This is a genomic window from Flavobacterium sp., assembly GCF_041392085.1.
Classification (GTDB): domain Bacteria; phylum Bacteroidota; class Bacteroidia; order Flavobacteriales; family Flavobacteriaceae; genus Flavobacterium.
This window is the reverse complement of record NZ_JAWKMW010000007.1, coordinates 148,271-169,090: the sequence shown is the minus strand read 5'-3', so window position 1 is coordinate 169,090 and position 20,820 is coordinate 148,271. Positions and strand designations below refer to the sequence as shown.

23 protein-coding genes and 1 tRNA gene are annotated in these 20,820 nt (G+C 33.6%); 16 read left to right on the top strand and 8 right to left on the bottom strand.

Annotated features, from left to right (window positions below; all coding sequences use genetic code 11):
- Nucleotides 1-72 precede the first annotated feature (72 nt).
- The 9 genes from R2782_RS07120 to ygiD all read left to right on the top strand — a co-directional run bounded on the left by R2782_RS07120 (nucleotide 73) and on the right by ygiD (nucleotide 6,663).
- Nucleotides 73-1,635, top strand: coding sequence for an NAD(P)/FAD-dependent oxidoreductase (locus R2782_RS07120; RefSeq protein WP_371267424.1), 1,563 nt, complete (start codon nucleotides 73-75; stop codon nucleotides 1,633-1,635).
- 93 nt (nucleotides 1,636-1,728) lie between these two features.
- Nucleotides 1,729-2,256 carry an isopentenyl-diphosphate Delta-isomerase gene (idi, locus tag R2782_RS07115; protein ID WP_371267422.1) on the top strand — a complete coding sequence of 176 codons (528 nt, stop codon included), beginning with the start codon at nucleotides 1,729-1,731 and terminating at the stop codon, nucleotides 2,254-2,256.
- Between the two features lie 27 nt (nucleotides 2,257-2,283).
- Nucleotides 2,284-2,694 (top strand): 6-pyruvoyl tetrahydropterin synthase family protein, encoded by a 411-nt coding sequence (locus R2782_RS07110; protein WP_371267420.1) that lies wholly within the window; start codon nucleotides 2,284-2,286, stop codon nucleotides 2,692-2,694.
- Between the two features lies 1 nt (nucleotide 2,695).
- The gene (locus tag R2782_RS07105; RefSeq protein WP_371267418.1) at nucleotides 2,696-3,151 is read left to right on the top strand and encodes a peroxiredoxin; all 456 of its coding nucleotides are present in this window, start codon (nucleotides 2,696-2,698) and stop codon (nucleotides 3,149-3,151) included.
- A gap of 58 nt (nucleotides 3,152-3,209) precedes the next feature.
- On the top strand, nucleotides 3,210-4,172 hold the full coding sequence (locus R2782_RS07100) for a type I phosphomannose isomerase catalytic subunit (protein ID WP_371267416.1): 963 nt from the start codon (nucleotides 3,210-3,212) through the stop codon (nucleotides 4,170-4,172).
- A gap of 70 nt (nucleotides 4,173-4,242) precedes the next feature.
- Nucleotides 4,243-4,509 carry a hypothetical protein gene (locus R2782_RS07095; RefSeq protein ID WP_371267414.1) on the top strand — a complete coding sequence of 89 codons (267 nt, stop codon included), beginning with the start codon at nucleotides 4,243-4,245 and terminating at the stop codon, nucleotides 4,507-4,509.
- A 79-nt stretch (nucleotides 4,510-4,588) separates the two neighbouring features.
- A tRNA-Thr gene (locus R2782_RS07090) sits at nucleotides 4,589-4,662 on the top strand.
- 145 nt (nucleotides 4,663-4,807) lie between these two features.
- Nucleotides 4,808-5,644 carry a S1 RNA-binding domain-containing protein gene (locus R2782_RS07085; protein ID WP_371267412.1) on the top strand — a complete coding sequence of 279 codons (837 nt, stop codon included), beginning with the start codon at nucleotides 4,808-4,810 and terminating at the stop codon, nucleotides 5,642-5,644.
- 137 nt (nucleotides 5,645-5,781) lie between these two features.
- The gene (ygiD, locus tag R2782_RS07080; protein ID WP_371267410.1) at nucleotides 5,782-6,663 is read left to right on the top strand and encodes a 4,5-DOPA dioxygenase extradiol; all 882 of its coding nucleotides are present in this window, start codon (nucleotides 5,782-5,784) and stop codon (nucleotides 6,661-6,663) included.
- A gap of 68 nt (nucleotides 6,664-6,731) precedes the next feature.
- Here ygiD and R2782_RS07075 read toward each other — a convergent pair whose 3' ends face one another.
- The 4 genes from R2782_RS07075 to R2782_RS07060 form a co-directional block, all read right to left on the bottom strand.
- A complete protein-coding gene (locus R2782_RS07075) occupies nucleotides 6,732-7,937 on the bottom strand; it encodes a serine hydrolase domain-containing protein (protein ID WP_371267408.1) in 1,206 nt (401 codons plus the stop codon).
- 61 nt (nucleotides 7,938-7,998) lie between these two features.
- Nucleotides 7,999-8,433, bottom strand: coding sequence for a PH domain-containing protein (locus R2782_RS07070; protein WP_371267406.1), 435 nt, complete (start codon nucleotides 8,431-8,433; stop codon nucleotides 7,999-8,001).
- A gap of 4 nt (nucleotides 8,434-8,437) precedes the next feature.
- Nucleotides 8,438-9,547, bottom strand: a complete 1,110-nt coding sequence (locus tag R2782_RS07065; RefSeq protein ID WP_371267404.1) for a C1 family peptidase — start codon at nucleotides 9,545-9,547, stop codon at nucleotides 8,438-8,440.
- Nucleotide 9,548: 1 nt separating this feature from the next.
- Nucleotides 9,549-10,067, bottom strand: a complete 519-nt coding sequence (locus tag R2782_RS07060; protein WP_371267402.1) for a hypothetical protein — start codon at nucleotides 10,065-10,067, stop codon at nucleotides 9,549-9,551.
- A gap of 202 nt (nucleotides 10,068-10,269) precedes the next feature.
- On the opposite strand from R2782_RS07060, the gene R2782_RS07055 reads away from it, so the two are divergent.
- Genes R2782_RS07055 through R2782_RS07030 form a run of 6 tightly spaced genes read left to right on the top strand, consistent with a single transcriptional unit; the run spans nucleotide 10,270 to nucleotide 15,982 of the window.
- Nucleotides 10,270-11,109 (top strand): 1,4-dihydroxy-2-naphthoyl-CoA synthase, encoded by an 840-nt coding sequence (locus tag R2782_RS07055; protein WP_371267400.1) that lies wholly within the window; start codon nucleotides 10,270-10,272, stop codon nucleotides 11,107-11,109.
- Nucleotides 11,110-11,127: 18 nt separating this feature from the next.
- Complete coding sequence (locus tag R2782_RS07050) at nucleotides 11,128-11,742, top strand: PH domain-containing protein (RefSeq protein ID WP_371267398.1); 615 nt, start codon at nucleotides 11,128-11,130, stop codon at nucleotides 11,740-11,742.
- Between the two features lie 6 nt (nucleotides 11,743-11,748).
- Nucleotides 11,749-13,251 (top strand): PH domain-containing protein, encoded by a 1,503-nt coding sequence (locus R2782_RS07045; RefSeq protein WP_371267396.1) that lies wholly within the window; start codon nucleotides 11,749-11,751, stop codon nucleotides 13,249-13,251.
- A gap of 43 nt (nucleotides 13,252-13,294) precedes the next feature.
- Nucleotides 13,295-14,236, top strand: coding sequence for a 1,4-dihydroxy-2-naphthoate octaprenyltransferase (gene menA, locus R2782_RS07040; protein ID WP_371267394.1), 942 nt, complete (start codon nucleotides 13,295-13,297; stop codon nucleotides 14,234-14,236).
- A 19-nt stretch (nucleotides 14,237-14,255) separates the two neighbouring features.
- Nucleotides 14,256-14,933, top strand: a complete 678-nt coding sequence (locus R2782_RS07035) for a metal-dependent hydrolase (protein ID WP_371267392.1) — start codon at nucleotides 14,256-14,258, stop codon at nucleotides 14,931-14,933.
- Between the two features lie 5 nt (nucleotides 14,934-14,938).
- Entirely contained in the window at nucleotides 14,939-15,982 is a 1,044-nt protein-coding gene (locus R2782_RS07030; RefSeq protein WP_371267390.1) for an o-succinylbenzoate synthase, read from the top strand.
- On the opposite strand, the gene R2782_RS07025 is transcribed toward R2782_RS07030, so the two are convergent.
- The 4 genes from R2782_RS07025 to R2782_RS07010 are packed head-to-tail and all read right to left on the bottom strand — an operon-like array spanning nucleotide 15,972 to nucleotide 18,002.
- Entirely contained in the window at nucleotides 15,972-16,442 is a 471-nt protein-coding gene (locus tag R2782_RS07025; RefSeq protein ID WP_371267388.1) for a nuclear transport factor 2 family protein, read from the bottom strand. The genes R2782_RS07030 and R2782_RS07025 overlap by 11 nt on opposite strands.
- Nucleotides 16,426-16,905: a hypothetical protein gene (locus tag R2782_RS07020; protein ID WP_371267386.1), complete on the bottom strand. Its 480-nt coding sequence runs from the start codon at nucleotides 16,903-16,905 to the stop codon at nucleotides 16,426-16,428. Before R2782_RS07020 ends, R2782_RS07025 begins: the two co-directional genes overlap by 17 nt.
- A 1-nt stretch (nucleotide 16,906) precedes the next feature.
- Nucleotides 16,907-17,581, bottom strand: a complete 675-nt coding sequence (locus R2782_RS07015) for a peptidoglycan DD-metalloendopeptidase family protein (protein WP_371267384.1) — start codon at nucleotides 17,579-17,581, stop codon at nucleotides 16,907-16,909.
- A 10-nt stretch (nucleotides 17,582-17,591) separates the two neighbouring features.
- Nucleotides 17,592-18,002, bottom strand: a complete 411-nt coding sequence (locus R2782_RS07010; protein WP_371267382.1) for a hypothetical protein — start codon at nucleotides 18,000-18,002, stop codon at nucleotides 17,592-17,594.
- A 283-nt stretch (nucleotides 18,003-18,285) separates the two neighbouring features.
- Here R2782_RS07010 and R2782_RS07005 point away from each other — a divergent pair, with 283 nt between their 5' ends.
- Nucleotides 18,286-20,787: a gliding motility-associated C-terminal domain-containing protein gene (locus tag R2782_RS07005; RefSeq protein ID WP_371267380.1), complete on the top strand. Its 2,502-nt coding sequence runs from the start codon at nucleotides 18,286-18,288 to the stop codon at nucleotides 20,785-20,787.
- Nucleotides 20,788-20,820: the final 33 nt, after the last annotated feature.

Genomic DNA, 20,820 nt, shown 5'->3' with positions numbered 1-20,820 from the left:
TAAGGTTTGGCATTTGCTGAACCTTTTTTTATGGTAAACAAATAAAAAAATTACTTTTGCAAAAAGAATACGATGCCCAAAGAACTGCTCATTCAAGTTGCACCCGAAGTGGCCGCCAATGATTTTTTACTCAAAGATCATGTGGCAAAAATGATTCGGACTTCATTGTCAGAACTACAGCATATTTCCATTCTAAAGCGTTCGATTGATGCCCGCCAAAAAGCAATCAAAATCAATTTAAAATTGATGATTTTCTTTCATGGTGAACCGTTTATTGAACAAAAAATCGAATTACCTAATTATCCAAATGTTACCAATCAAAAAGAAGTAATTGTCATTGGTGCCGGTCCAGCCGGACTTTTTGCTGCTCTTCAACTCATTGAAGTTGGTTTGAAACCTATCGTTATCGAACGTGGCAAAGATGTTCGTGGTCGTCGACGTGATTTAAAAGCCATTAATCGAGACCACATTGTCAACGAAGATTCCAACTATTGTTTTGGCGAAGGTGGAGCAGGAACCTATTCCGATGGAAAACTCTATACACGCTCCAAAAAACGAGGTGATGTGGATAGAATTTTGCAATTATTGGTCGGATTCGGAGCATCTCCCGATATTCTAGTAGAAGCTCATCCGCATATCGGAACCAATAAGTTACCTCAAATCATTCAAGATATTCGGGAGAAAATTATTGAGTGTGGCGGACAAGTTTTGTTTGAAACCCGTGTCACTGATTTTATCATTAAAAACAATCAAATGCAAGGCATCGTTACCCAAAAAGGAGAAACGATTTCCGCGAATAAAGTCATTTTAGCAACGGGACACTCTGCTCGTGATATTTTTGAATTATTAAATAGAAAAAAAATCCTTATTGAAGCAAAACCTTTTGCATTAGGCGTTCGGGCAGAACATCCGCAAGAATTAATTGATTCAATACAATACAGTTGCGACTTCAGAGGTGACTATTTGCCACCTGCTCCATATTCCATCGTAAAACAAGTAAATGGTCGTGGTATGTACTCTTTTTGTATGTGTCCGGGTGGGGTGATTGCTCCCTGTGCCACAAGTCCGGGAGAAGTGGTAACGAACGGTTGGTCGCCTTCCAAAAGAGATCAGGCCACCGCCAATTCAGGGATTGTGGTTGAATTAAAATTGGATGATTTTAAACCATTTGCCAAATTTGGTCCGCTTGCCGGAATGGAATTTCAAAAAGCCATTGAGCAAAAAGCGTGGCATTTGGCAGGAGAGACTCAAAAAGTTCCTGCACAACGCATGATCGATTTTACACAAAACAAAGTTTCCGCTTCAATTCCCAAAACCTCTTATGTTCCCGGAACCACATCAGTGGAAATGGGTCAGGTTTTTCCAGGTTTTTTAACCCAAATTATGCGTGAAGGTTTTCAACTATTTGGCAAATCAATGAAAGGCTATTTAACCAACGAAGCCATTTTGCACGCACCGGAAAGCAGAACATCATCTCCTGTTCGCATTCCACGGGATGTTCAAACATTAGAACATCTTCAAATCAAAGGCTTGTACCCGTGTGGAGAAGGAGCAGGCTTTGCCGGTGGAATTGTTTCTGCTGCCATTGATGGAGAAAAATGTGCGTTAAAGATTAAGGAGAGTTTGAATTACTAAAATTGATTCAACACCCGTTAAACTTTTCACAATTCCATATAAATCAAAATAAAAACGAACTTTTTCTTACCTTTGAAAAGCTATAAAAATGCTATGACAGAAGAAAAAGTAATTTTAGTAAACGAACAAGATGAACCCATCGGTCTGATGGAAAAACTTGAAGCTCATGAAAAAGCTGTTTTGCATCGTGCTTTTTCCGTTTTTATTTTGAATGATAAAAACGAAGTGATGTTGCAACAACGAGCCCATCACAAATACCATTCACCTTTATTATGGACCAATACTTGTTGTAGTCACCAACGGGAAGGTGAAACTAACACAGAAGCCGGAACCAGAAGATTGCAGGAAGAAATGGGTTTTACCACAGAATTGAAGGAATTGTTTCATTTTATCTACAAAGCTCCGTTTGATAACGGTTTAACCGAACATGAATTGGATCACGTGATGATAGGTTATTTTAATCAAGAACCTAAAATCAACACTGATGAGGTGGAAAATTGGAAATGGATGAGTATTGAAGCGATTAAAGACGATATTCAAACACAATCTGAAATTTATACCGTTTGGTTTAAAATCATTTTTGATGAGTTTTACCATTATCTAGAAGAGCACAAACTGTAATAAAAATCAATATCAAAAATCAATAAAATGAGAGTTACGGTTTCCAGAAAAGCTCACTTTAACGCCGCTCACCGATTGTATCGCAAAGATTGGTCGATGGAAAAAAACGATTTGGTTTTTGGAAAATGCAACAATCCTAATTTTCACGGACACAATTATGACTTGATTGTAAGTGTAACCGGAGAAATAGATAAAGAAACCGGTTTTGTGATGGATGTAAAAATTTTGTCTGATTTAATCAAGGAACACATTGAAAATGCGTTTGATCATAAAAATCTCAATTTAGATGTGCCTGATTTTACCAATTTGAATCCGACTGCCGAAAATATTGCCGTTGTAATTTGGAATAAATTGAGAGCTCTCATTAAAGATTCTCTTGATTTAGAAGTCGTTTTATACGAAACTCCAAGAAATTTTGTAACCTATAAAGGAAGTTAAAATGGCACTAAAAGTTGGTGATAGTGTTCCAAATTTTACCGCAAAAGATTCTAAAGGAATTATTTTTGACAGTTCAACAGTAATTGGAAGAAAGCCTACTGTCATTTATTTTTATCCAAAAGATGATACGAGAGTTTGTACGGAACAAGCATGCAGTTTCCGAGATGCTTATCAAGATTTTATTGATTTAGGAGCAGAAGTGATAGGGGTAAGTGGTGACTCAATTACTTCGCATCAAAAATTTTCTGAGAAACACCAGCTACCTTTCACGCTTTTATCGGATAAAGATAAAAAAATACGCAATTTGTTTGGTGTTCCTACTGCTTTATTCGGACTCATTCCGGGTCGGGTAACCTATGTGATTGACGAAAAGGGGATTATTCGATTAATTTTTGATAACTTATCAGGAAAAATTCATATTCAGAAAGCACTTCAAATGCTAAAAAAAATACTATAAGTTTTGATAAGAAATAGTATCAATTCAATTGCTTATTTTTGACATTTCAATTAAACCAATGAAATCGCTATATCCTCTCACATTTGAACCCATTTTAAAAGAACGCATTTGGGGCGGAACCAAGTTAAAAGAATATTTGAATAAACCCATTAGATCTGAAATCACAGGAGAAAGTTGGGAGATTTCTACTATAGCAAATGATGTAAGCGTTGTAAATAGTGGATTGTATAAAGGTAAAAATCTCAATGAGTTAATTAATTTGTACCCAAAAGAAATTCTTGGCAAAACAGTTTATGCTCGTTTTGGAAAACAATTTCCTTTACTTTTTAAATTTTTAGATGCAAAAGGGGATTTGTCAATTCAATTACATCCAAATGATGAGTTAGCTAAAAAACGACATAATTCTTTTGGTAAAACTGAAATGTGGTATGTGATGCAAGCGGATGAAAATGCTCGTTTAATTATTGGGTTTAATGAAAATTCACATAAGGAAGATTATTTGAAACACCTTGAAAATAAAACATTACCTTCTATTCTTAACAAAATTAAAGTAAAAAAAGGAGATACCTTTTTACTTGAAACAGGTACCGTTCATGCAATTGGAGCCGGAATTGTAATTGCCGAAATTCAACAAACCAGCGATATTACGTACCGAGTTTATGATTGGGATCGGATAGATGCTAACGGAAATGGTCGTGAATTGCATACCGAATTAGCTTTAGATGCTATCAATTATAACGCAACTTCTTCAAAAAAAGAATATTCTCCTGTAGAAAATGAAAGTATATCCTTAGTAAATTGCCCTTATTTTAAAACCAATATTATTCCACTTAACGGAGAAGTGTTGATTGATAAGAACGATGATTCTTTTATGGTTTTGATGTGTACCGAAGGTAGTTTTGAGTTGTATTGGAATGATGAAGAATATACGTATCAAACAGGAGATACTGTTTTACTTCCAGCCGTTTTGAATAAGTTTAGGTTAAGAGGTTTAGCCTCTATTCTTGAAATAACAGTTTAGTTTTTTTTAACCAATTTATTTAATTCTAAATTTTTACGTAATTTTGCACAGCAATTGTAAATTTTATAAGATGGCAAGTATTAGAAATTTAAAGAAAGATATCAATTTTGTGATGGGCGATATTATTGAGGCAGTTTATTACCATGAAATGACAACAACAGGTAAACCAACTGAACAATCAAATGCGTTGATTGATGAGGCAATTACTACTTTTGATACCTTAATTACAAAAGTAAATGATAAAAAAGTAGATAATCGAAAAGCTCACTTAAAAAAAGTTGAAAAAGAGTTAGAAGAAGCTGCTATTCAATTAGTTGAAAAGGTTAACGCTTTGTAATCTGATTTTTTGATAAAAAAAGTGCTTTTTTGTTTTGGAATATTCATTTTCAAAATTATATTTGCACTCGTATTGAGATGCCGGTGTAGCTCAGCTGGCTAGAGCAGCTGATTTGTAATCAGCAGGTCGTGGGTTCGAGTCCCTCTATCGGCTCAATTTTTAAAAGGATAACTTACCGGTTATCCTTTTTTTGTTATCATAGATTCTGTTTATTGATACTCAATTAGTCTTTTAATATTGATTGATAATCAAATTGTAACCTAGTTCATTTTTTGTACTTTTACCCAAAATCATTCCTATGTTGAATCTTGGCGTTTATCATACTCTTAAAATTGCCCGAAGCACACAAGTGGGTCTGTTTTTAACTAACGGAAAAGAGGATGTGTTGCTTCCGTTGAAATATATACCAAAGGAATATGAAATAGGTGATGAGCTTAGTGTTTTTGTGTATTTGGACCACGAAGAACGTCCGGTAGCTACTACACTTAAACCTTATATCACCCTAGGTGATTTTGCTTTTTTAAGGGTAAATTATACTAATCGTTTTGGAGCTTTTTTAGATTGGGGCCTGGAAAAAGATTTATTTGTTCCTTTTAAAGAACAAGCACGTCCGATGGAAGAGGGGAAAAGATATTTAGTACATTTATTTCTGGATACCAAAACAAATAGATTAGTTGGTTCAAGTAAAATAAATCAGTTTTTAGACAAAAAGCCTTCAGAATTAGAAAAAGGAGAGGAAGTACATTTAATAATTTCTCATATAACCGATATCGGAATTAATGTCATAATTAATGGTCAATTTCGTGGATTAGTTTACAAAAATGAAGTATATGATGATAAGATTCGTCCGGGTGATAAAAGAAATGGATACGTTAAATTAGTTCGCCCTGATGGAAAAATTGATGTTACTTTCCATAAGATTGGTTTGGATAACATAGAAGATAGTGCTCAAATTATATTAAAAGAATTAAAACTTAACAAAGGTTTCCTTCGACTTACTGATGATAGTCATCCGGAAGATATTAAATCGGTTTTGAAGATGAGTAAAAAAACCTTTAAAAAGGCAATCGGTATGTTGTATCGTGCAAAATTAATCTTAGTCAAAGCGGATGGGGTTTATTTAACCGAAAACTAAATTGTTCCATTATTTGCTATTTTTTCATTTTATTTGATTTTCCTTTTTCCAAGTCATTATTGATGGTCATATTTTAATTTTTTTTAACTCAGTTGTTAAATAGTATTCATATATTTGTATATACAAATGTTTGAACTTTGAAACGTAAAGATTTTATAAAAAAAATAATTGGAGGAATAAGTATGGCATCATTACATCCCTTTTTAAATTGGGCAGATCAATTGAATGAAGAAGATCAAAAGCTCCCGGTTTTATTTATTGGTCATGGCTCTCCCATGAATGGGATAGAGGACAATGAATTTTCAAAAACATGGGCAACATTTGGTAAACAAATTCCTAAACCTAAAGCAGTTTTGGTTATTTCAGCTCATTGGCTTACAAAAGGAACTCATATAACGGCCATGGAAAATCCTAGAACAATTCATGATTTTGGAGGATTTCCGCAGTCTCTTTTTGATGTACAATATCCCGCTAAAGGGAATCCGTCTTTAGCTAAAGAAACAACTAATATGATTCAATCAACAACAGTTGGTTTAGATCATGATTGGGGCTTAGATCACGGAACATGGACTGTGGTTAGGCACATGTATCCTAAAGCAGATATACCCGTATTACAGCTGAGTATTGATTATAATAAGCCTGCTGCTTATCATTATGAGTTAGCGAAAGAAATTGTTGATTTAAGAAAAAAAGGTGTGTTGATTATTGGTTCGGGTAATATGATTCATAATTTGAGAATGGTAGCTTGGGATAAATTAAATGTAAACAATTTTGGTTTTGACTGGGCGATTGAAATGAATGAAATTTTGAAGCAAAAAATAGCAAATGGAGATCATAAAGCATTAATTGATTATGAGAAGTTAAACAAAGCAGCCAAATTAGCTATTCCAACACCGGATCATTATTTGCCATTAATTTATACATTGGGTTTACAAACAGCTTCAGATGGCGAATTGCAGTTTTTTAATGATAAACTTGTTGGCGGTTCATTAAACATGACTTCTATTAAAATAGGATAAGTTATTTTCGGCAAAGTGTATACTGAGATACGTGTAATTTAAATAGTAAGTCTTTTTTAGCAACGAAATTAATTTTGCTCATCTAGTTCAAAAGGATAATCACCAAAAAGGGCAGAAAGTTTCATTGCTTGGTAAGTTTTACGTGTATATTTATTAGAAAGTGCAATAATCACGATAGTATCATTTTTCAAGGTGGTATAGGATGAAGTGTTGCCATGCCACCATCCGTTGTGATAATGTAAAGTCTGACCTGTTCCCCATTCCCGAAGACGAATACCTAATCCATAATTTTTTATTCCTTTTTTTTCGTAACTGTACCCTTTTAGTGCCTCTTCCCATAAATCTTTGCGAAGAAATTCTGTAGCATAAGTTGCTAAGTCAAATTTCACCAAATCACGGGGTGTAGAATATATATTTTTATCCCCATAAATAGCATCAAATTGATCCCAACCGTGGTTAACATAATTGGTTTTGTAGGATTGGCTTACTGTGTTTTTTTGGTTTACAAAGTCAATTACAAATGTATCGTTCATACCCAATGGTGAAAAAATTTGCTCTTGCATTGCCTCAGCATACTTTTTACCGGTTACTTTTTCAATGATGAGAGCCAACATAACGTAATTTGTATTGCAGTAGTTAAACTTAGTGTCATTTTTAGCAAGTAAAGCAAACTTATAGCGTTTTAAATAATCTAAAACATCTTCATTTGTAATAGTTTTTTTTGTATTCCATCCTTTTACACTTTCACTAAAACGAGAATAATGTGGTAAGCCACTGCGGTGATTTAAGAGCGTTTTTACGGTTGTGTTTTGATAGGGAAAGTCGGGTAGATATGTTTGTACTTTTTCGTTCAAATCAATTTTGTTTTCTTGAACTAATTTTAAAACCAAAGTTGCTGTCATCACTTTACTCACAGAGGCCAAATGTAAGGCGGTCGTTTTCGATATCGGCGTTTTTGAGGCATAATTAGCATAGCCTTTGTAGTCTTCAAAAATAATTTTTCCGTTTTTAGAAACTAACAATGCACCGCTGAAATCCGATAATCCTATTTTTTTAGTATAAAATTCAGCTATGGCTTTTTCTTTTTCAGCTGTATAAGCATCGGATACAGGATACAATTCTAAAGTCATCGGGATGTTGATTAAAGATGAATCTAACGGGAGAACTTTTTCTTCAGGCAAGTATTCTGCTAAAAGTGGTGTTTCTTCTTTTTTTTGACAGGAAAAGTTGAAGAATATAATGAAAATTGCAATAGCAATTGGTAATTTTGACATGCGAAAACGGAATGTTTAGTTGATTTGAAAACAAAACTAAACTTTTAAAACTAAAAATTATCTAAATTATTTCAATTTTAGGATTAATTTTCAACAGGTAATTAACAAACGCCTCCTTGTCTTTGGGTGAAACATAGATGTCGTCATATTTATTATAGTATATATATAATCCGTTTATTCCCAAAGCAGGTTTAATAAAACTTTCATTAATCCAACCTTTTTGTTGTTTTATTTTACGAATGGAATCAATAGCAATTTTTCCACGAATAGGACCACTGTAATAAAAAAGAAACGAGTTTTTGATTGTATATCTTGTGTCTACTAAAATCCAAATAAATAAACCACCCAGCGTGTACATAACAATTGAACCAATAACGACTTCAAGCGTTCCTCCTTCTTGCCAAAGAATGATTGATGCCATATAAAACATAAAAGCAGCTATCAAGACCAACAGTACACCTGTGAATAGTAAAACAGAAGATTTAAAAGTAACCATATTTTTATAAACCCAATGCTTTTTTTGTTTTTGTCATTAAACCCTCTTTATGCACTAATACAGAAATAGTTTTTAGTTTTAGATAGGAAACACTCATATGAATAAACCCATCATTCCCTAAGTTTTCGCTGCCCCAAGAGTTTTTGACTTTGTAGTAGATATTTCCTTTTTGGTCTTTTACTTTTCCTACAATGTGCATCAAGTGATCATCTTGGGTGGAAAGGTTTTCAAACTCTTGTTGGCGGAATTCAGAAGTGATATTTTTTTCCGGTTTTATTTCTGTTAAAATGGTTTTATTATCTATTTCATTCTCCGGAACCACAGCAATACCATATTTACCTGAAAAATAGGGTTCGCTTACATCACAATCCATCGCCAAGGTAAACCCCTTTTCTAAAGCTTCATCAATATTTAGAATAAGTTCATCTAATGGTAGATTATAATAACTTCCGTTAGAGAAGTTATCCGGAATATTAATGATGAATGAAGAGTAATAGGCTTGATCTGTAAATGATGTGAGCGAAACATAATCAGCCGGATTAATTTTTGTGTAGTTTAGAAAGGATTTTGGCGTATATTTTTTTTCTTCAAATATAAATTCAGTAGGGTTTTTTCCTAAATAAATATCTAAAACGGCTTGTACAGAAGGCTTCCAGTTTGAAGATAATTTTTTGTTCGGATTTTCAACAAAAACTTTCAGCATCCCTTCCAAAAGGGCTTGTAATTCAGTATGGTTGTGTTTATTTTCTTCACCGTTTATGCCATTGTAAACTGAATTGGGAACCAAGCCAAACTCTCGAATACTATTAATAACGTCATGCGATAAACCGCCTTCGCTAAACTGAGCTTTTCCTTGACGCATAACATAATTTTCTGCTTTCTTGGGATAGGTATTTCGAACAGTATACATTTCCGATAAATCAATCTTTTTTCCGGTGAGTCTGATGATTTCTGCTTCCAAAAAAGAGGTTGTAGAAAATGACCAACATGTTCCGGTTATTCCTTGCGAAATTACCGGAGTGCAAGGTATTTCTTTAATGGTTTGAAATTCATAAGGCTGTGATATTCCAACCAAAACACTGAACAAACTTAAAATTAAACTAACTTTTTTCATATTATTCAACAACAATAATTTCTAATTGAGACATAAAATCTTTTGCCTCTTTTGATTTTACGTCGCCAATAAAAATTATTTGTAAAAAATTGTTCTGACTGCGTAAAGTGGTAGATTCAAAATTCATACCATTTACTGTTGCGGTTGTTTGAATCGTTTCAGAAGCGTTTTTGAATTGAATCTTTTTTTCAATCGGATTTTCAGGAAAAGACCCCATCAAGCCGTTTAATTTTTCAAAACCTTCTTGATTAACAACTTGTATAAGATCTGTTAATTTCTCTTTTTCTAAAGAATTAATATAGTCTAAAGGGTAAATACTTTCATAAGCTAATATTACTAGTCCGTTTTGTTCCGTCAAGTAATTTATTTTGTCTATTGCTATTTCGTCTTTTTTAACAGTAGTTTTACTTTCTAGTGCATCTGCTGTAAGATTCATGACAAAAACCGAAGGATTTTCAGTTTGACCTAAAACAGTTGAATACGTTAGAAAAGCAAATAGGATAATAAAAATGTTTTTCATAAAATAAAATTAAAGTGGTGAACTAAATAAATATTTTTAATGTTATGCGGTATCAATTCCTCAAATATAATCACTTTTACTGACTTCTAAGAAATATAAAAACCTAATGCTAAACCGATTAATAAAAACGAAGTATTTTTCAGGCTAAAATTTCTTTATTTCAAAAGTTAAAAATAGTATTTTTACGCTAAAATAGTATTTTATGTCAGGAATTAATTGGAAAACCGTAAAAGAATTTGAGGATATTACCTATAAGAAATGTAATGGAGTAGCACGAATTGCCTTTAACAGGCCAGAGGTAAGGAACGCATTTCGACCTAAAACAACCGCCGAATTGTATCAGGCTTTTTATGATGCTCAAGAAGATACATCCATCGGAGTTGTATTGCTTTCAGCAGAAGGACCATCACCGAAAGACGGAATTTATTCGTTTTGTAGCGGAGGTGATCAACGAGCAAGAGGACATCAAGGTTATGTTGGTGAAGATGGCATGCATCGATTAAATATTCTAGAGGTACAAAGATTGATTCGTTTTATGCCGAAAGCTGTTATTGCTGTAGTGCCGGGATGGGCTGTAGGCGGTGGTCACAGTTTACATGTTGTGTGCGATTTGACGTTGGCGAGTAAGGAACACGCCATCTTTAAACAAACGGACGCAGACGTAACTAGTTTTGACGGAGGTTACGGTTCAGCATATTTAGCAAAAATGGTTGGACAAAAAAAAGCACGTGAAATATTCTTCCTTGGAAGAAACTATTCTGCCCAAGAAGCGTTTGAAATGGGTATGGTTAATGCAGTAATTCCTCATGATGAGTTAGAATCTACAGCTTATGAATGGGCACAAGAGATTTTAGCCAAATCACCTACTTCTATAAAAATGCTCAAGTTTGCGATGAATTTAACAGATGATGGTATGGTTGGTCAACAGGTTTTTGCTGGAGAAGCAACACGTTTGGCCTATATGACTGATGAGGCGAAAGAGGGTAGAAATGCTTTTTTGGAGAAAAGAAAGCCTAACTTCGAAAAAAAATGGATTCCCTAATTATTTAATTAAAAAGCTTTGGAAGAATATACAAATCCAACAGTTTCGTTTTATGAGTTACCTGATTTTGAGTCAGTTTCTTTTCAACCACTACAAAAAAACTACTTAAATGTTGTTTATCTCTCAAATGCAATTTTTTCGGTAGTAATAGCCGCGGGAATTTCTTTATTTATTATTTTTAATCAATTTGTTCGTGAAAATGTAGTACTTTTTATCGTTTTCCTTGTTAGCTTTATCATTCTTCTATTCTGGCTTTCTTCGGTTAATTTCAAACGAAAAGGCTATGCCCTTCGCAATAATGATATTTTGTACCGAAGGGGAATTTTATCAACTACTACAACAATAATACCTTTTAACCGAATTCAACATGTAGCCATACACGAAGGAGTTTTTTCAAGGATGTATCAATTGAGTGAATTACAAGTCTATACTGCCGGTGGAGGTGGTAGTGATTTACGTATTTCAGGTTTGTCGAAAGAGGATGCTGAACGAATAAAATCATTTTTACTGAACAAGATTACCGTACTTGAAAATGACAATACGGATATTGAAAAACCTTTAGGTTTTGAAGAAAGTAAAGAAAAAAATTCCGCAATCGATTCAAATAAAGAATCGGAGAACGAAATACAATAGTAAACAATGTACTACGATTTTAGTAAACCGCAAAGACAATCTGTCAAAGGAATTGCCATAATGTTTGCCGATACTTTGCAAGGAATCATTCGTGGATTGTGGGCTCCAATTTTACTTGTTATCTATAGGTTTGATTGGAGTAAGATGTATATGTTGGTTTTTGGTCTTTTATTTTTATTGGTTTTAATAGGATTTATAGCCTACGCAAAATATATCAATTTTACTTACTTTTTGGATGAAGAAAAACAGGAGTTTGTAATTCAAAAAGGAGTGGTTACCAAAAATAAAATTACTATTCAGTTAGACAAAATTCAGCAGGTTAATATTAATCAAACCGTTATACAAAAATTGGTTGGTGTCTTTAGTGTAGATATTGATACGGCCGGGAGCAACAAAAAAGAAGCAAGTATTAGAGCTGTTGATAATGAAGTAGCAATACACTTGAAAAACAAGTTATTGTCGTTTGAAAAAAACGCAATAGAAATGAATGCTGATAATATGAGTGTTACTGCAAGTGAACCTTTTTTGAAGATTGGTATTTTAACACTGTTAAAGGTTGGTATGACATCTAATTATGGTAGAAGTATAGCGTTGCTAATTGGTTTTATAGGAACACTTTACGGGGGCTTTCAAGATGTGGTTAATTCTTTTGAGGTAGACGAAGAAGAAGTAACCGGTTTGGTCGATAGGGGGTTGGGCTATTTTTCAATCTCCTTTTTTTTAATGGCTATTTTAATTGTGGTCTTACTTATCAATTTAATAAGAACCGTGATTAAGTATTTTGATTACCAAATGATAATTCAACGCAAGGCTTTAGCCATTACACATGGATTATTCGCAAAAAAAAATACACTTATCAAACCGGGAAAAGTTCAAATAACAACGTATAGCCAAAACTTTTTTCAACGAAAGCTTAATTTATTTGATTTACGACTTAAACAGGCTTCTTCAACAGACGAAACAGAATCGGAAGGAAAGAATAGTAATGATATTGAAGTTCCAGGTTGCAGTCAGACCGAAAAAGACGCTATTTTACAAATGATTTTGGGGAATACTCCCAAAATAATTAAGATTCTGGAACCAAATTATAGGTATATTATTAAAGCCATTTTTTTGAGAGTTATACTACCATGTACACTATTCACCGGATTGGGGTTATTTGCTTTTAAAGTATTGCAGGATTATTTTCCTATTATGATTATCTATATTTTTTTGGTTGGAATTTTGGTGTTTTTTCAATTTAAAAATTATCGATTAATGCTAAGTAATGACTTTATTACTTTAAAAGGAAACGCTTGGGATGTACAACATCAAATAATAGAACCGTTTAAAATTCAAGGGATTACCACTAAACAATATCTATGGCACAAACGAGCAGACGTTGTTCATTTAACGTTTCATACAGCGGCTGGCGATTTGTCATTTAATTTTGCTAGTTACAGCGACTTAAAACCATGGATTAATTATTGGTTGTATGAAGTGGAACGAAGCAATAGAAATTGGATGTAGATTAGTAAAATTAACTTACTTTTGTATAATAAATTGAACAATAATGAAGCATTGGATAGAAGCTGCTCGGGTTAGGACCCTACCGCTTTCAATATCAGGAATTTTAGTAGGAAGTTTTTATGCATTGTCAAAACCTACAGAAAATGTGCTGACTCCAACACAGGTATTCAGTTGGAAAATTTTTGGTTTGTTAATCGTCACTACTATTGGGTTACAGGTTTTGTCAAATTTTGCTAATGACTACGGCGATGGAGTAAAAGGAACCGATAATGAAGACCGAATTGGCCCTCAAAGAGCTTTACAAAGTGGAGTTATTTCCCCAAAAGCGATGAAAAGAGCCATTGTTATTACTGCTCTATTAACGTTTTTGTCGGCTGTTTTATTAATTTATACCGCTTTTGGTTTTGCATATTTTTATTATTCACTTTTGTTTTTAGCATTGGGTATTATTGCTATTGCTTCTGCCATTCGATACACTGTGGGAAGAGGTGCTTATGGGTACAAAGGTTACGGAGATATTTTTGTGTTCGTATTTTTTGGATTAGTTAGCACTTATGGTTCTTATTTTATGTTTTCTAAAGTGTTTGATTGGTATTTGTTGTTACCGGCTACTGCAATTGGTTTTTTAAGTGTAGGTGTGCTTAATCTAAATAATATGCGTGATGAGGTTTCGGATAAAAAAGCTGGAAAAAATACCATTGTGGTAAAAATTGGGGGTGCAAAAGCGAAACAATACCATTATTTCTTGTTAATTACAGCAATGGTATTATTAATGTGTTTTGGTATTCTACAACAGTTTGCTATTGATCAATATATTTATTTAATCGTTTTTCTTCCCATAATCAGCCATTTACTCCGCGTTCATAAAACTCAAAACCCGGCAGATTTTGACCCAGAATTAAAACGATTGGCAATTAGCACTTTTATGGTTTCCTTGTTATTATCGTTGTGTTTAATTTACTTTATTTCAGATATTATTGTTTAATTCTAAACAGATATGAATTATGAAGATTACTTTTTACGGTCATGCGTCACTGGGTATTGAGCTAAGCGGAAAAAATATTTTGGTGGATCCATTTATTTCAGGTAATCCCAAAGCTACTCATATAGATATTAATTCATTAAAAGCTGATTTTATTTTGCTGACACATGCCCACCAAGACCATGTTTTAGATGTAGAAACCATCGCAAAAAGAACCAATGCTGTAATTGTTTCCAATTGGGAAATAGCTACGTATTATGGCAATAAAGGATTTCAAAATCACCCTATGAATCACGGTGGTAGTTGGCAGTTTGATTTTGGGAAAGTGAAATATGTGAACGCCATCCATTCCAGTTCTTTTCCCGATGGAACATACGGCGGTAATCCGGGTGGTTTTGTGATTGAGGGAGAACATAAAAACATTTATATTTCAGGCGATACTGCCTTAACAATGGATATGAAACTGATTCCACTTCGTACAAAACTAGATTTAGCTGTTTTTCCCATTGGAAATAATTTTACGATGGATGTTGAAGATGCTATAACAGCTGCTGAGTTTGTTGAGTGTGACAAGGTTTTAGGGGTTCATTATGATACATTTGGTTATGTTGAAATCAATCAAACAGAAGCCATCAAAAAATTCTTTACTAACGGAAAAGATTTAATGTTGTTAGAAATTGGCGGAAGCATTGAATTGTAATTTTTTTGAAAGCAACTTACCAAAAATACATATTAGATTTTAAAAGGCCTTCCGGTACTTCTAGAGGAATTTTAACTCAAAAAGAAACATGGTTTATCATTCTGGAAAATGAGGGGAAAAGAGGTGTAGGTGAATGTGGAATTTTACGGACATTAAGTAGTGATGATCGACCTGATTTTGAAGAAAAACTAAAGTGGGTTTGTCAAAACATTCATATTGGGCCTCAAGAACTTTGGAAAAATTTACTTGAATTCCCTTCTATTCAATGTGGTGTAGAAATAGCATTTTTGTCATTAGAAAGTCATCATCCGTTTGAATTGTTTCCGTCTGAATTTACTTCAGGTAAAGAAAGTATGGAAATTAACGGATTGGTTTGGATGGGTGAAGAATCGTATATGAAGGCTCAAATTGAAGAGAAATTAAAGCAGGGTTTTCGATGTGTAAAATTAAAAATTGGAGCAATAGATTTTGAAAAAGAATTGGGTCTGTTGCAATTTATTCGTCAGCATTTCGATGAGCATTCAATTGAAATACGAGTAGATGCCAACGGGGCTTTTCATCCGAAAGAAGCCATCGAAAAATTAAATCAATTAGCTACCTATAATATACACAGCATTGAACAACCAATCGCAAAAAATCAATTGGAAAGTATGGTAGAATTGTGTGAAAAAACACCTATTCCAATTGTATTAGATGAAGAGCTGATAGGCGTGTTTTCAATTGAAAATAAACGTAAACTATTAGAAAGAGTTAAACCACACTATATCGTTTTAAAGCCAAGTTTGGTAGGTGGTTTTACAGGAGCAAATGAATGGATAAATTTTGCAGATGAATTACAAATTGGTTGGTGGATTACGTCTGCATTAGAAAGTAACATTGGATTGAATGCCATCGCCCAATGGACATTTACCTTGCAAAACCCTATGCCACAAGGATTGGGTACGGGTGGGCTTTATACAAACAACATAGGTTGTCCTTTAGAGATTTATAATGGAAGAATACAATATAATCCTTCTATAAGCTGGGATACAAAAGCGATTAACTTTTAGCCATGTATTTTGTTAAGGATGCGGTGGCCTGTTGTCGAACTTTATTTTGAAAAAAAGGTGTCCATCCCAAAAGGTATCCTTTCCAACCCAATGCCATACCACTCCAAAACCAGAAATTGAATGAATCGGTGTGACTAATAATTAGTCCATCTTTAAATTTGAATTTTGCCTGAATTACATTTTTAACTTTTCTATTGGTTTGGCTAAAGGTGTACGTTGCTATCCACTTGGCCTTCCCACTCTTTTTCGTTACTTTAATATTCGAAAATTCAATGGATAGATTACCCTTACTTTTTTCGATGAGCATTTTCCACATCGTACAAACTTCATCATAATTTAAATGCCCAAAAGCCGGATCTTTGAATGTAACTTTTGGGTGATAGCAACTAATCATTGTTTCTGCATCAAGCTTACTAAATGAATCGTAGAATTTTAAAATTAGATTATGGGATGTATGCATCTTTCCAGTCTTTTGTTGTGATGGCAGTAATTTTATTTTCGTCGTTAATGCTAACTTGTAGTTCTTTTATTTTGTATTTTTTCTCGTAATCACATTTGTATCTGAAAACAGTAGTTTGATTACCTTCAAAGCGTAACACTTCTACTAGTTGTAAATCTTTAAATTGACCAAATACTTGAAGAATATTTTGGCAAGTCTTTGAAATTTTATCCTTGTTGATGTTTTGTAAAACTTCATCAGTAGCTTCATCAGTTGTAAAAGGCTTGAAAGAAGAAGTATTGCAGGTCATTAATACACGCTTACCAAGTGTATATGCTCTGTTTTTTTGTGTTGTACTGATTTCGCTCAAATTCATTTTGATAAAATCAGTTTTGTCACTATTTTTCGCAGTGATAGAGACTGTTTTGCCCGATTTGCAACTTACTAATAATATTATAAAGCAAGCAAAGGCGATTTTTTTCATTTTAGATCTTTAATAGTAAATTTGGGTTTGGACAATTGTTTTTGTATCTTATTAATTCTTTTTCACTACAAACTCCCGGGTAATCTCCATAAAATTCTTCTATATCTTTAATGATTTGAAAATGCAAATGTGGAGCATAATCACCGTTTACTGATGTTTCACCCAAATAGGCAATTGGTTCACCTTTTTTGAATTTTTGATTAATTTTTAGCAAAGCTATACTTTCTAACGATAGATGACCGTATAGCGTATAAAATTCACAATTATTTAACGTATGCTTCAATATAATTGTTGGCCCATAATCTCCTAAAGCTTTATTGTTTTGAAAACTATGCACTACTCCATCAAGAGCAGCAAGAACGGGTGTTTCTGCTTTTGTCCATAAATCTAATCCAATGTGAATATTTCGCTCTTCTTTGTAGGATGAATTAAAAATACTGCTTCTTCGGTATAAGTTTCTCTTTTCTAAATAGCCTCCATATCCAACAGTTGCATTCTTTTGATGGAGGTATTTCGCTATAAAAAAGGTATAGTCTTGAGAATTTAATAATTTCTTTCCATACAGAATGTCAGAGTCAACGGATAAATCTATTGAAACATATTGGTTATAAGGTAAGTTTTTATCAATAACATAACATTCATCTTGAGCAGATAGCAGTTTTTCAAAGGAATCCATTTAAAGAATATTAAACTTTTGTTGCCATTTTTCCTCCCAAATAGGCCATTGGCAGATAAGCCACAATCAGGTCTAAGGCACTAAACCACATAGGGGCAGGAATCATCACTACATTAGCAATTCCTCCTAACAGGAAAAAAAAGCCAATACCATAAGCAAATTTCATTTTATTGTTTGCCGCTAGTTTTGCCGCAAGAAATGCTCCAAATAATGTACCCAAAGCGTGTGCCAGAAATGGAAAAATAAAATTAACAGGCTTGAACAAATGAATAGATGCTTTTAATCCCTCCATTGTTGTGACATCTGCACCATCCGGAGGGGGTATGATTGAACCACTAATATTGATTAATGCCATGTTAACAGTACTTCCAACAACAATGCCAACAATAACAGCTAAAATATTCTTTACAATCGGACTCATTTTTTTTATTTTTTATTTAGTTAGTCTTCAAAATTAATAAAAAAGTAGAGTCAAAAGGTAATTAATTACTATACATTACCACATCAAAGTGAATAAAATTACATTAAACTAGTGAGTTTGTTATTGTAAAACAATTGTTTTTTCAACGTTACAATTTATGTTGTAAAATAGTAGGAATTGTATAGTTTTTATAACCAAAAATTTTAAAATCCGAAATAAAATACAATTAATTTTATTGATAATAAAAAAAATGAGGCTAATCTCATTTAAAATGTCATCTATTATGAAATCAATTCTGACTTTATTAATATCTACAATTGTATTCACATCAAGCGGTACAGCACAAAATTTGTTAAACAATGGTGATTTTGAATCAGGAGGTAGTGGAGTTGGTTTTTTTGTACATGATTATTCATTAATAAACCCATTAACAGGCATTAGCAATCCAGGCGAATATGCTAGAACCACCAATCCGTTGTTAATGAATTCAAATTATATTTCAGGTGGAGACCATACTTCAGGGACCGGAAATATGTTGGTATATGATGGTGCAACTACCGGAGGAGGTTTTTTTTGGACAACGAGTGATACCGGTGGAGCTATTGGTGGTTTTACAGTAGGAAATAGTTATGTTTTTAGCTATTGGATAAAATCTGTATCAAATGAAGTGACAACAAATGCTACGCGTTCAGACATTGGAGCCTTCTTTGTTGGTGTAAATAACATAAGTCCACCTATTCTAAATAAGTTAGCCCCATTACCTGAAGAAGGTTGGCAAAAAGTAAGTTATTCATTTGTTGCAACTGCTCCTGCCATACTAATTAGATTGCGAACGCTTAATGCAGGTGCTTTAGGGAATGATTTTGCAGTTGATGATTTTGTTGTTGAAGAAGGAACACTACCCTTAGAGGGTTCTTATGCTACAATAAATCCAACTTGTCCAACAACAACAGACGGTTCTATTACCGTTTCTGTAATTGGAGGATCATTACCATACGGAAATTTTAATTTAACCGGAACAGTAACACAATCAAATTCCAATGGAATATTTTCCAATTTACCTCAAGGAACCTATACTATTTCACTGATCGATAATAGTGGAGAGGAATTTACGGTAGACAATATTGTTTTATCAGCTCCAAACGATTTAGTGATAAGCGAACCTACAACAATTTGTGCCGGAGAAACAACTGAAATTTCGGTTGTTGGCGGAGATGGTTCTTATGTATGGACAGCAAATCCGGCAGATAATTCTCTTACTAATCCAAACAGTTCCATAATTAATGTAAGCCCATTAGTCACAACAACCTATACTGTTAGTTCAGGCGAAAAATCATCCCCGACTAATCTTGTTTTTAATGGCGATTTTACAGAAGGCAATGTTGGATTCATTACTGATTACAGTCAAGTTGCAGACCCCAATCCGTTTGGAGTTCAAGCATCATATGATATCGTTCTGAATCCCAATGCATGGTTTGCAGCTTTTGCATCGTGTGGAGACCATACCTCAGGAGACGGAAATCTAATGGTCTTTGATGGTTCAACTGATCCAACCGGAACGATTAGGGTTTGGTGTAATGAAAATGTAATTAATGTTGAACCTAATACAGAATATACTTTTTCCTATTATATTGCCTCAGTAGCTCCCGAGAATCCAGCCGAAATGCAAGTGCAGATTAATGGAGTTACGTTAAGTGAAACGCTAGATGCACCTTCTGTAACTTGCCAATGGACTTTACATTCTTTTTTATGGAACTCCGGTTCCAATACTACTGCTACAATTTGTATTTTTAATTTAGAGTCAGCTAGTAATGGTAACGATTTTGCTTTAGATGATATATCCTTAACTGAAACTCTAACTTGTGTTTATCAAAAAGATGTTACGATAACCGTCAACCCTTTGGTTGTACCTGAATTTGATATAATAGGTCCAATTTGTTCGGGTGATTCTTCAGTAATGTTACCAACTACGTCCTTAAACGGTATCGAGGGGAGTTGGCTACCCGAGTTAGATAATACAGTTACAACTACTTACACTTTTACACCAAATAATACCGAAGGTTGCATTGCTAGCCCAACTTTGACTATTGAAGTTTTGCCACTTGTAAACCCCATTTTTGAAGAGGTTGACCCAATATGTTTTGGAGAGGAGCTAAATCCTTTACCTACGACATCTTTAAACGGAATAATAGGGTCTTGGTCTCCTGAATTAAATAGTTCAGTTACAACAACATATTATTTTACGCCGGATGTAGGACAATGTACTACTGAAGATGTTGAAGTCGTTGTTATTGTGAACCCAGTTCCACAATTTTCAGTTACACAAGGTTGTCAGGGTTCTGTTTATATGTTAACCGCAAATGCTGGATCAAACGACTCATCAATTTCTTATGCATGGTATAATCCGTTAAATGTTCTAATTGGAAATGCAAATTCGGTTACTATTTCTTCAGGAGGAATTTACCGATTAGTTGTCACCCAAAATGGTTGTTCCGAAGAACAAATGGTAGAAGTTTTGAGTACTTTGTGTGAAATTCAAAAAGGAATATCACCTAATAATGATGGTCTTAATGATAGTTTTGATCTTTCGTCCTACAATGTAACAGATTTACAAATTTTTAATCGATATGGAGTAGCTGTATATACTAAAGCAAACTACCGTAACGAGTGGTTCGGGCAAAGTAACAAGGGTAATGAATTGCCGGATGGAACTTATTATTTTGTAATCAATTTTGAAGATATCGAGACTAAAACCGGTTGGATTTATATCAATAAACCCTATTAAATTAAGTACGAGCATTGTATTATTTTTTACTAA

Coding starts and splice junctions, on each gene's coding strand:
- R2782_RS07015 (WP_371267384.1), bottom strand. CDS start 17,581: ATGGATTCCTTTGAAAAACTGCTATCTGCTCAAGATGAATGTTATGTT.
- R2782_RS07095 (WP_371267414.1), top strand. CDS start 4,243: ATGGCAAGTATTAGAAATTTAAAGAAAGATATCAATTTTGTGATGGGC.
- R2782_RS07100 (WP_371267416.1), top strand. CDS start 3,210: ATGAAATCGCTATATCCTCTCACATTTGAACCCATTTTAAAAGAACGC.
- R2782_RS07020 (WP_371267386.1), bottom strand. CDS start 16,905: ATGAAAAAAATCGCCTTTGCTTGCTTTATAATATTATTAGTAAGTTGC.
- R2782_RS07085 (WP_371267412.1), top strand. CDS start 4,808: ATGTTGAATCTTGGCGTTTATCATACTCTTAAAATTGCCCGAAGCACA.
- R2782_RS07120 (WP_371267424.1), top strand. CDS start 73: ATGCCCAAAGAACTGCTCATTCAAGTTGCACCCGAAGTGGCCGCCAAT.
- R2782_RS07110 (WP_371267420.1), top strand. CDS start 2,284: ATGAGAGTTACGGTTTCCAGAAAAGCTCACTTTAACGCCGCTCACCGA.
- R2782_RS07055 (WP_371267400.1), top strand. CDS start 10,270: ATGTCAGGAATTAATTGGAAAACCGTAAAAGAATTTGAGGATATTACC.
- R2782_RS07005 (WP_371267380.1), top strand. CDS start 18,286: ATGAAATCAATTCTGACTTTATTAATATCTACAATTGTATTCACATCA.
- R2782_RS07060 (WP_371267402.1), bottom strand. CDS start 10,067: ATGAAAAACATTTTTATTATCCTATTTGCTTTTCTAACGTATTCAACT.
- R2782_RS07075 (WP_371267408.1), bottom strand. CDS start 7,937: ATGTCAAAATTACCAATTGCTATTGCAATTTTCATTATATTCTTCAAC.
- R2782_RS07035 (WP_371267392.1), top strand. CDS start 14,256: ATGAAGATTACTTTTTACGGTCATGCGTCACTGGGTATTGAGCTAAGC.
- R2782_RS07105 (WP_371267418.1), top strand. CDS start 2,696: ATGGCACTAAAAGTTGGTGATAGTGTTCCAAATTTTACCGCAAAAGAT.
- R2782_RS07070 (WP_371267406.1), bottom strand. CDS start 8,433: ATGGTTACTTTTAAATCTTCTGTTTTACTATTCACAGGTGTACTGTTG.
- R2782_RS07065 (WP_371267404.1), bottom strand. CDS start 9,547: ATGAAAAAAGTTAGTTTAATTTTAAGTTTGTTCAGTGTTTTGGTTGGA.
- R2782_RS07025 (WP_371267388.1), bottom strand. CDS start 16,442: ATGCATACATCCCATAATCTAATTTTAAAATTCTACGATTCATTTAGT.
- R2782_RS07010 (WP_371267382.1), bottom strand. CDS start 18,002: ATGAGTCCGATTGTAAAGAATATTTTAGCTGTTATTGTTGGCATTGTT.
- idi (WP_371267422.1), top strand. CDS start 1,729: ATGACAGAAGAAAAAGTAATTTTAGTAAACGAACAAGATGAACCCATC.
- R2782_RS07045 (WP_371267396.1), top strand. CDS start 11,749: ATGTACTACGATTTTAGTAAACCGCAAAGACAATCTGTCAAAGGAATT.
- menA (WP_371267394.1), top strand. CDS start 13,295: ATGAAGCATTGGATAGAAGCTGCTCGGGTTAGGACCCTACCGCTTTCA.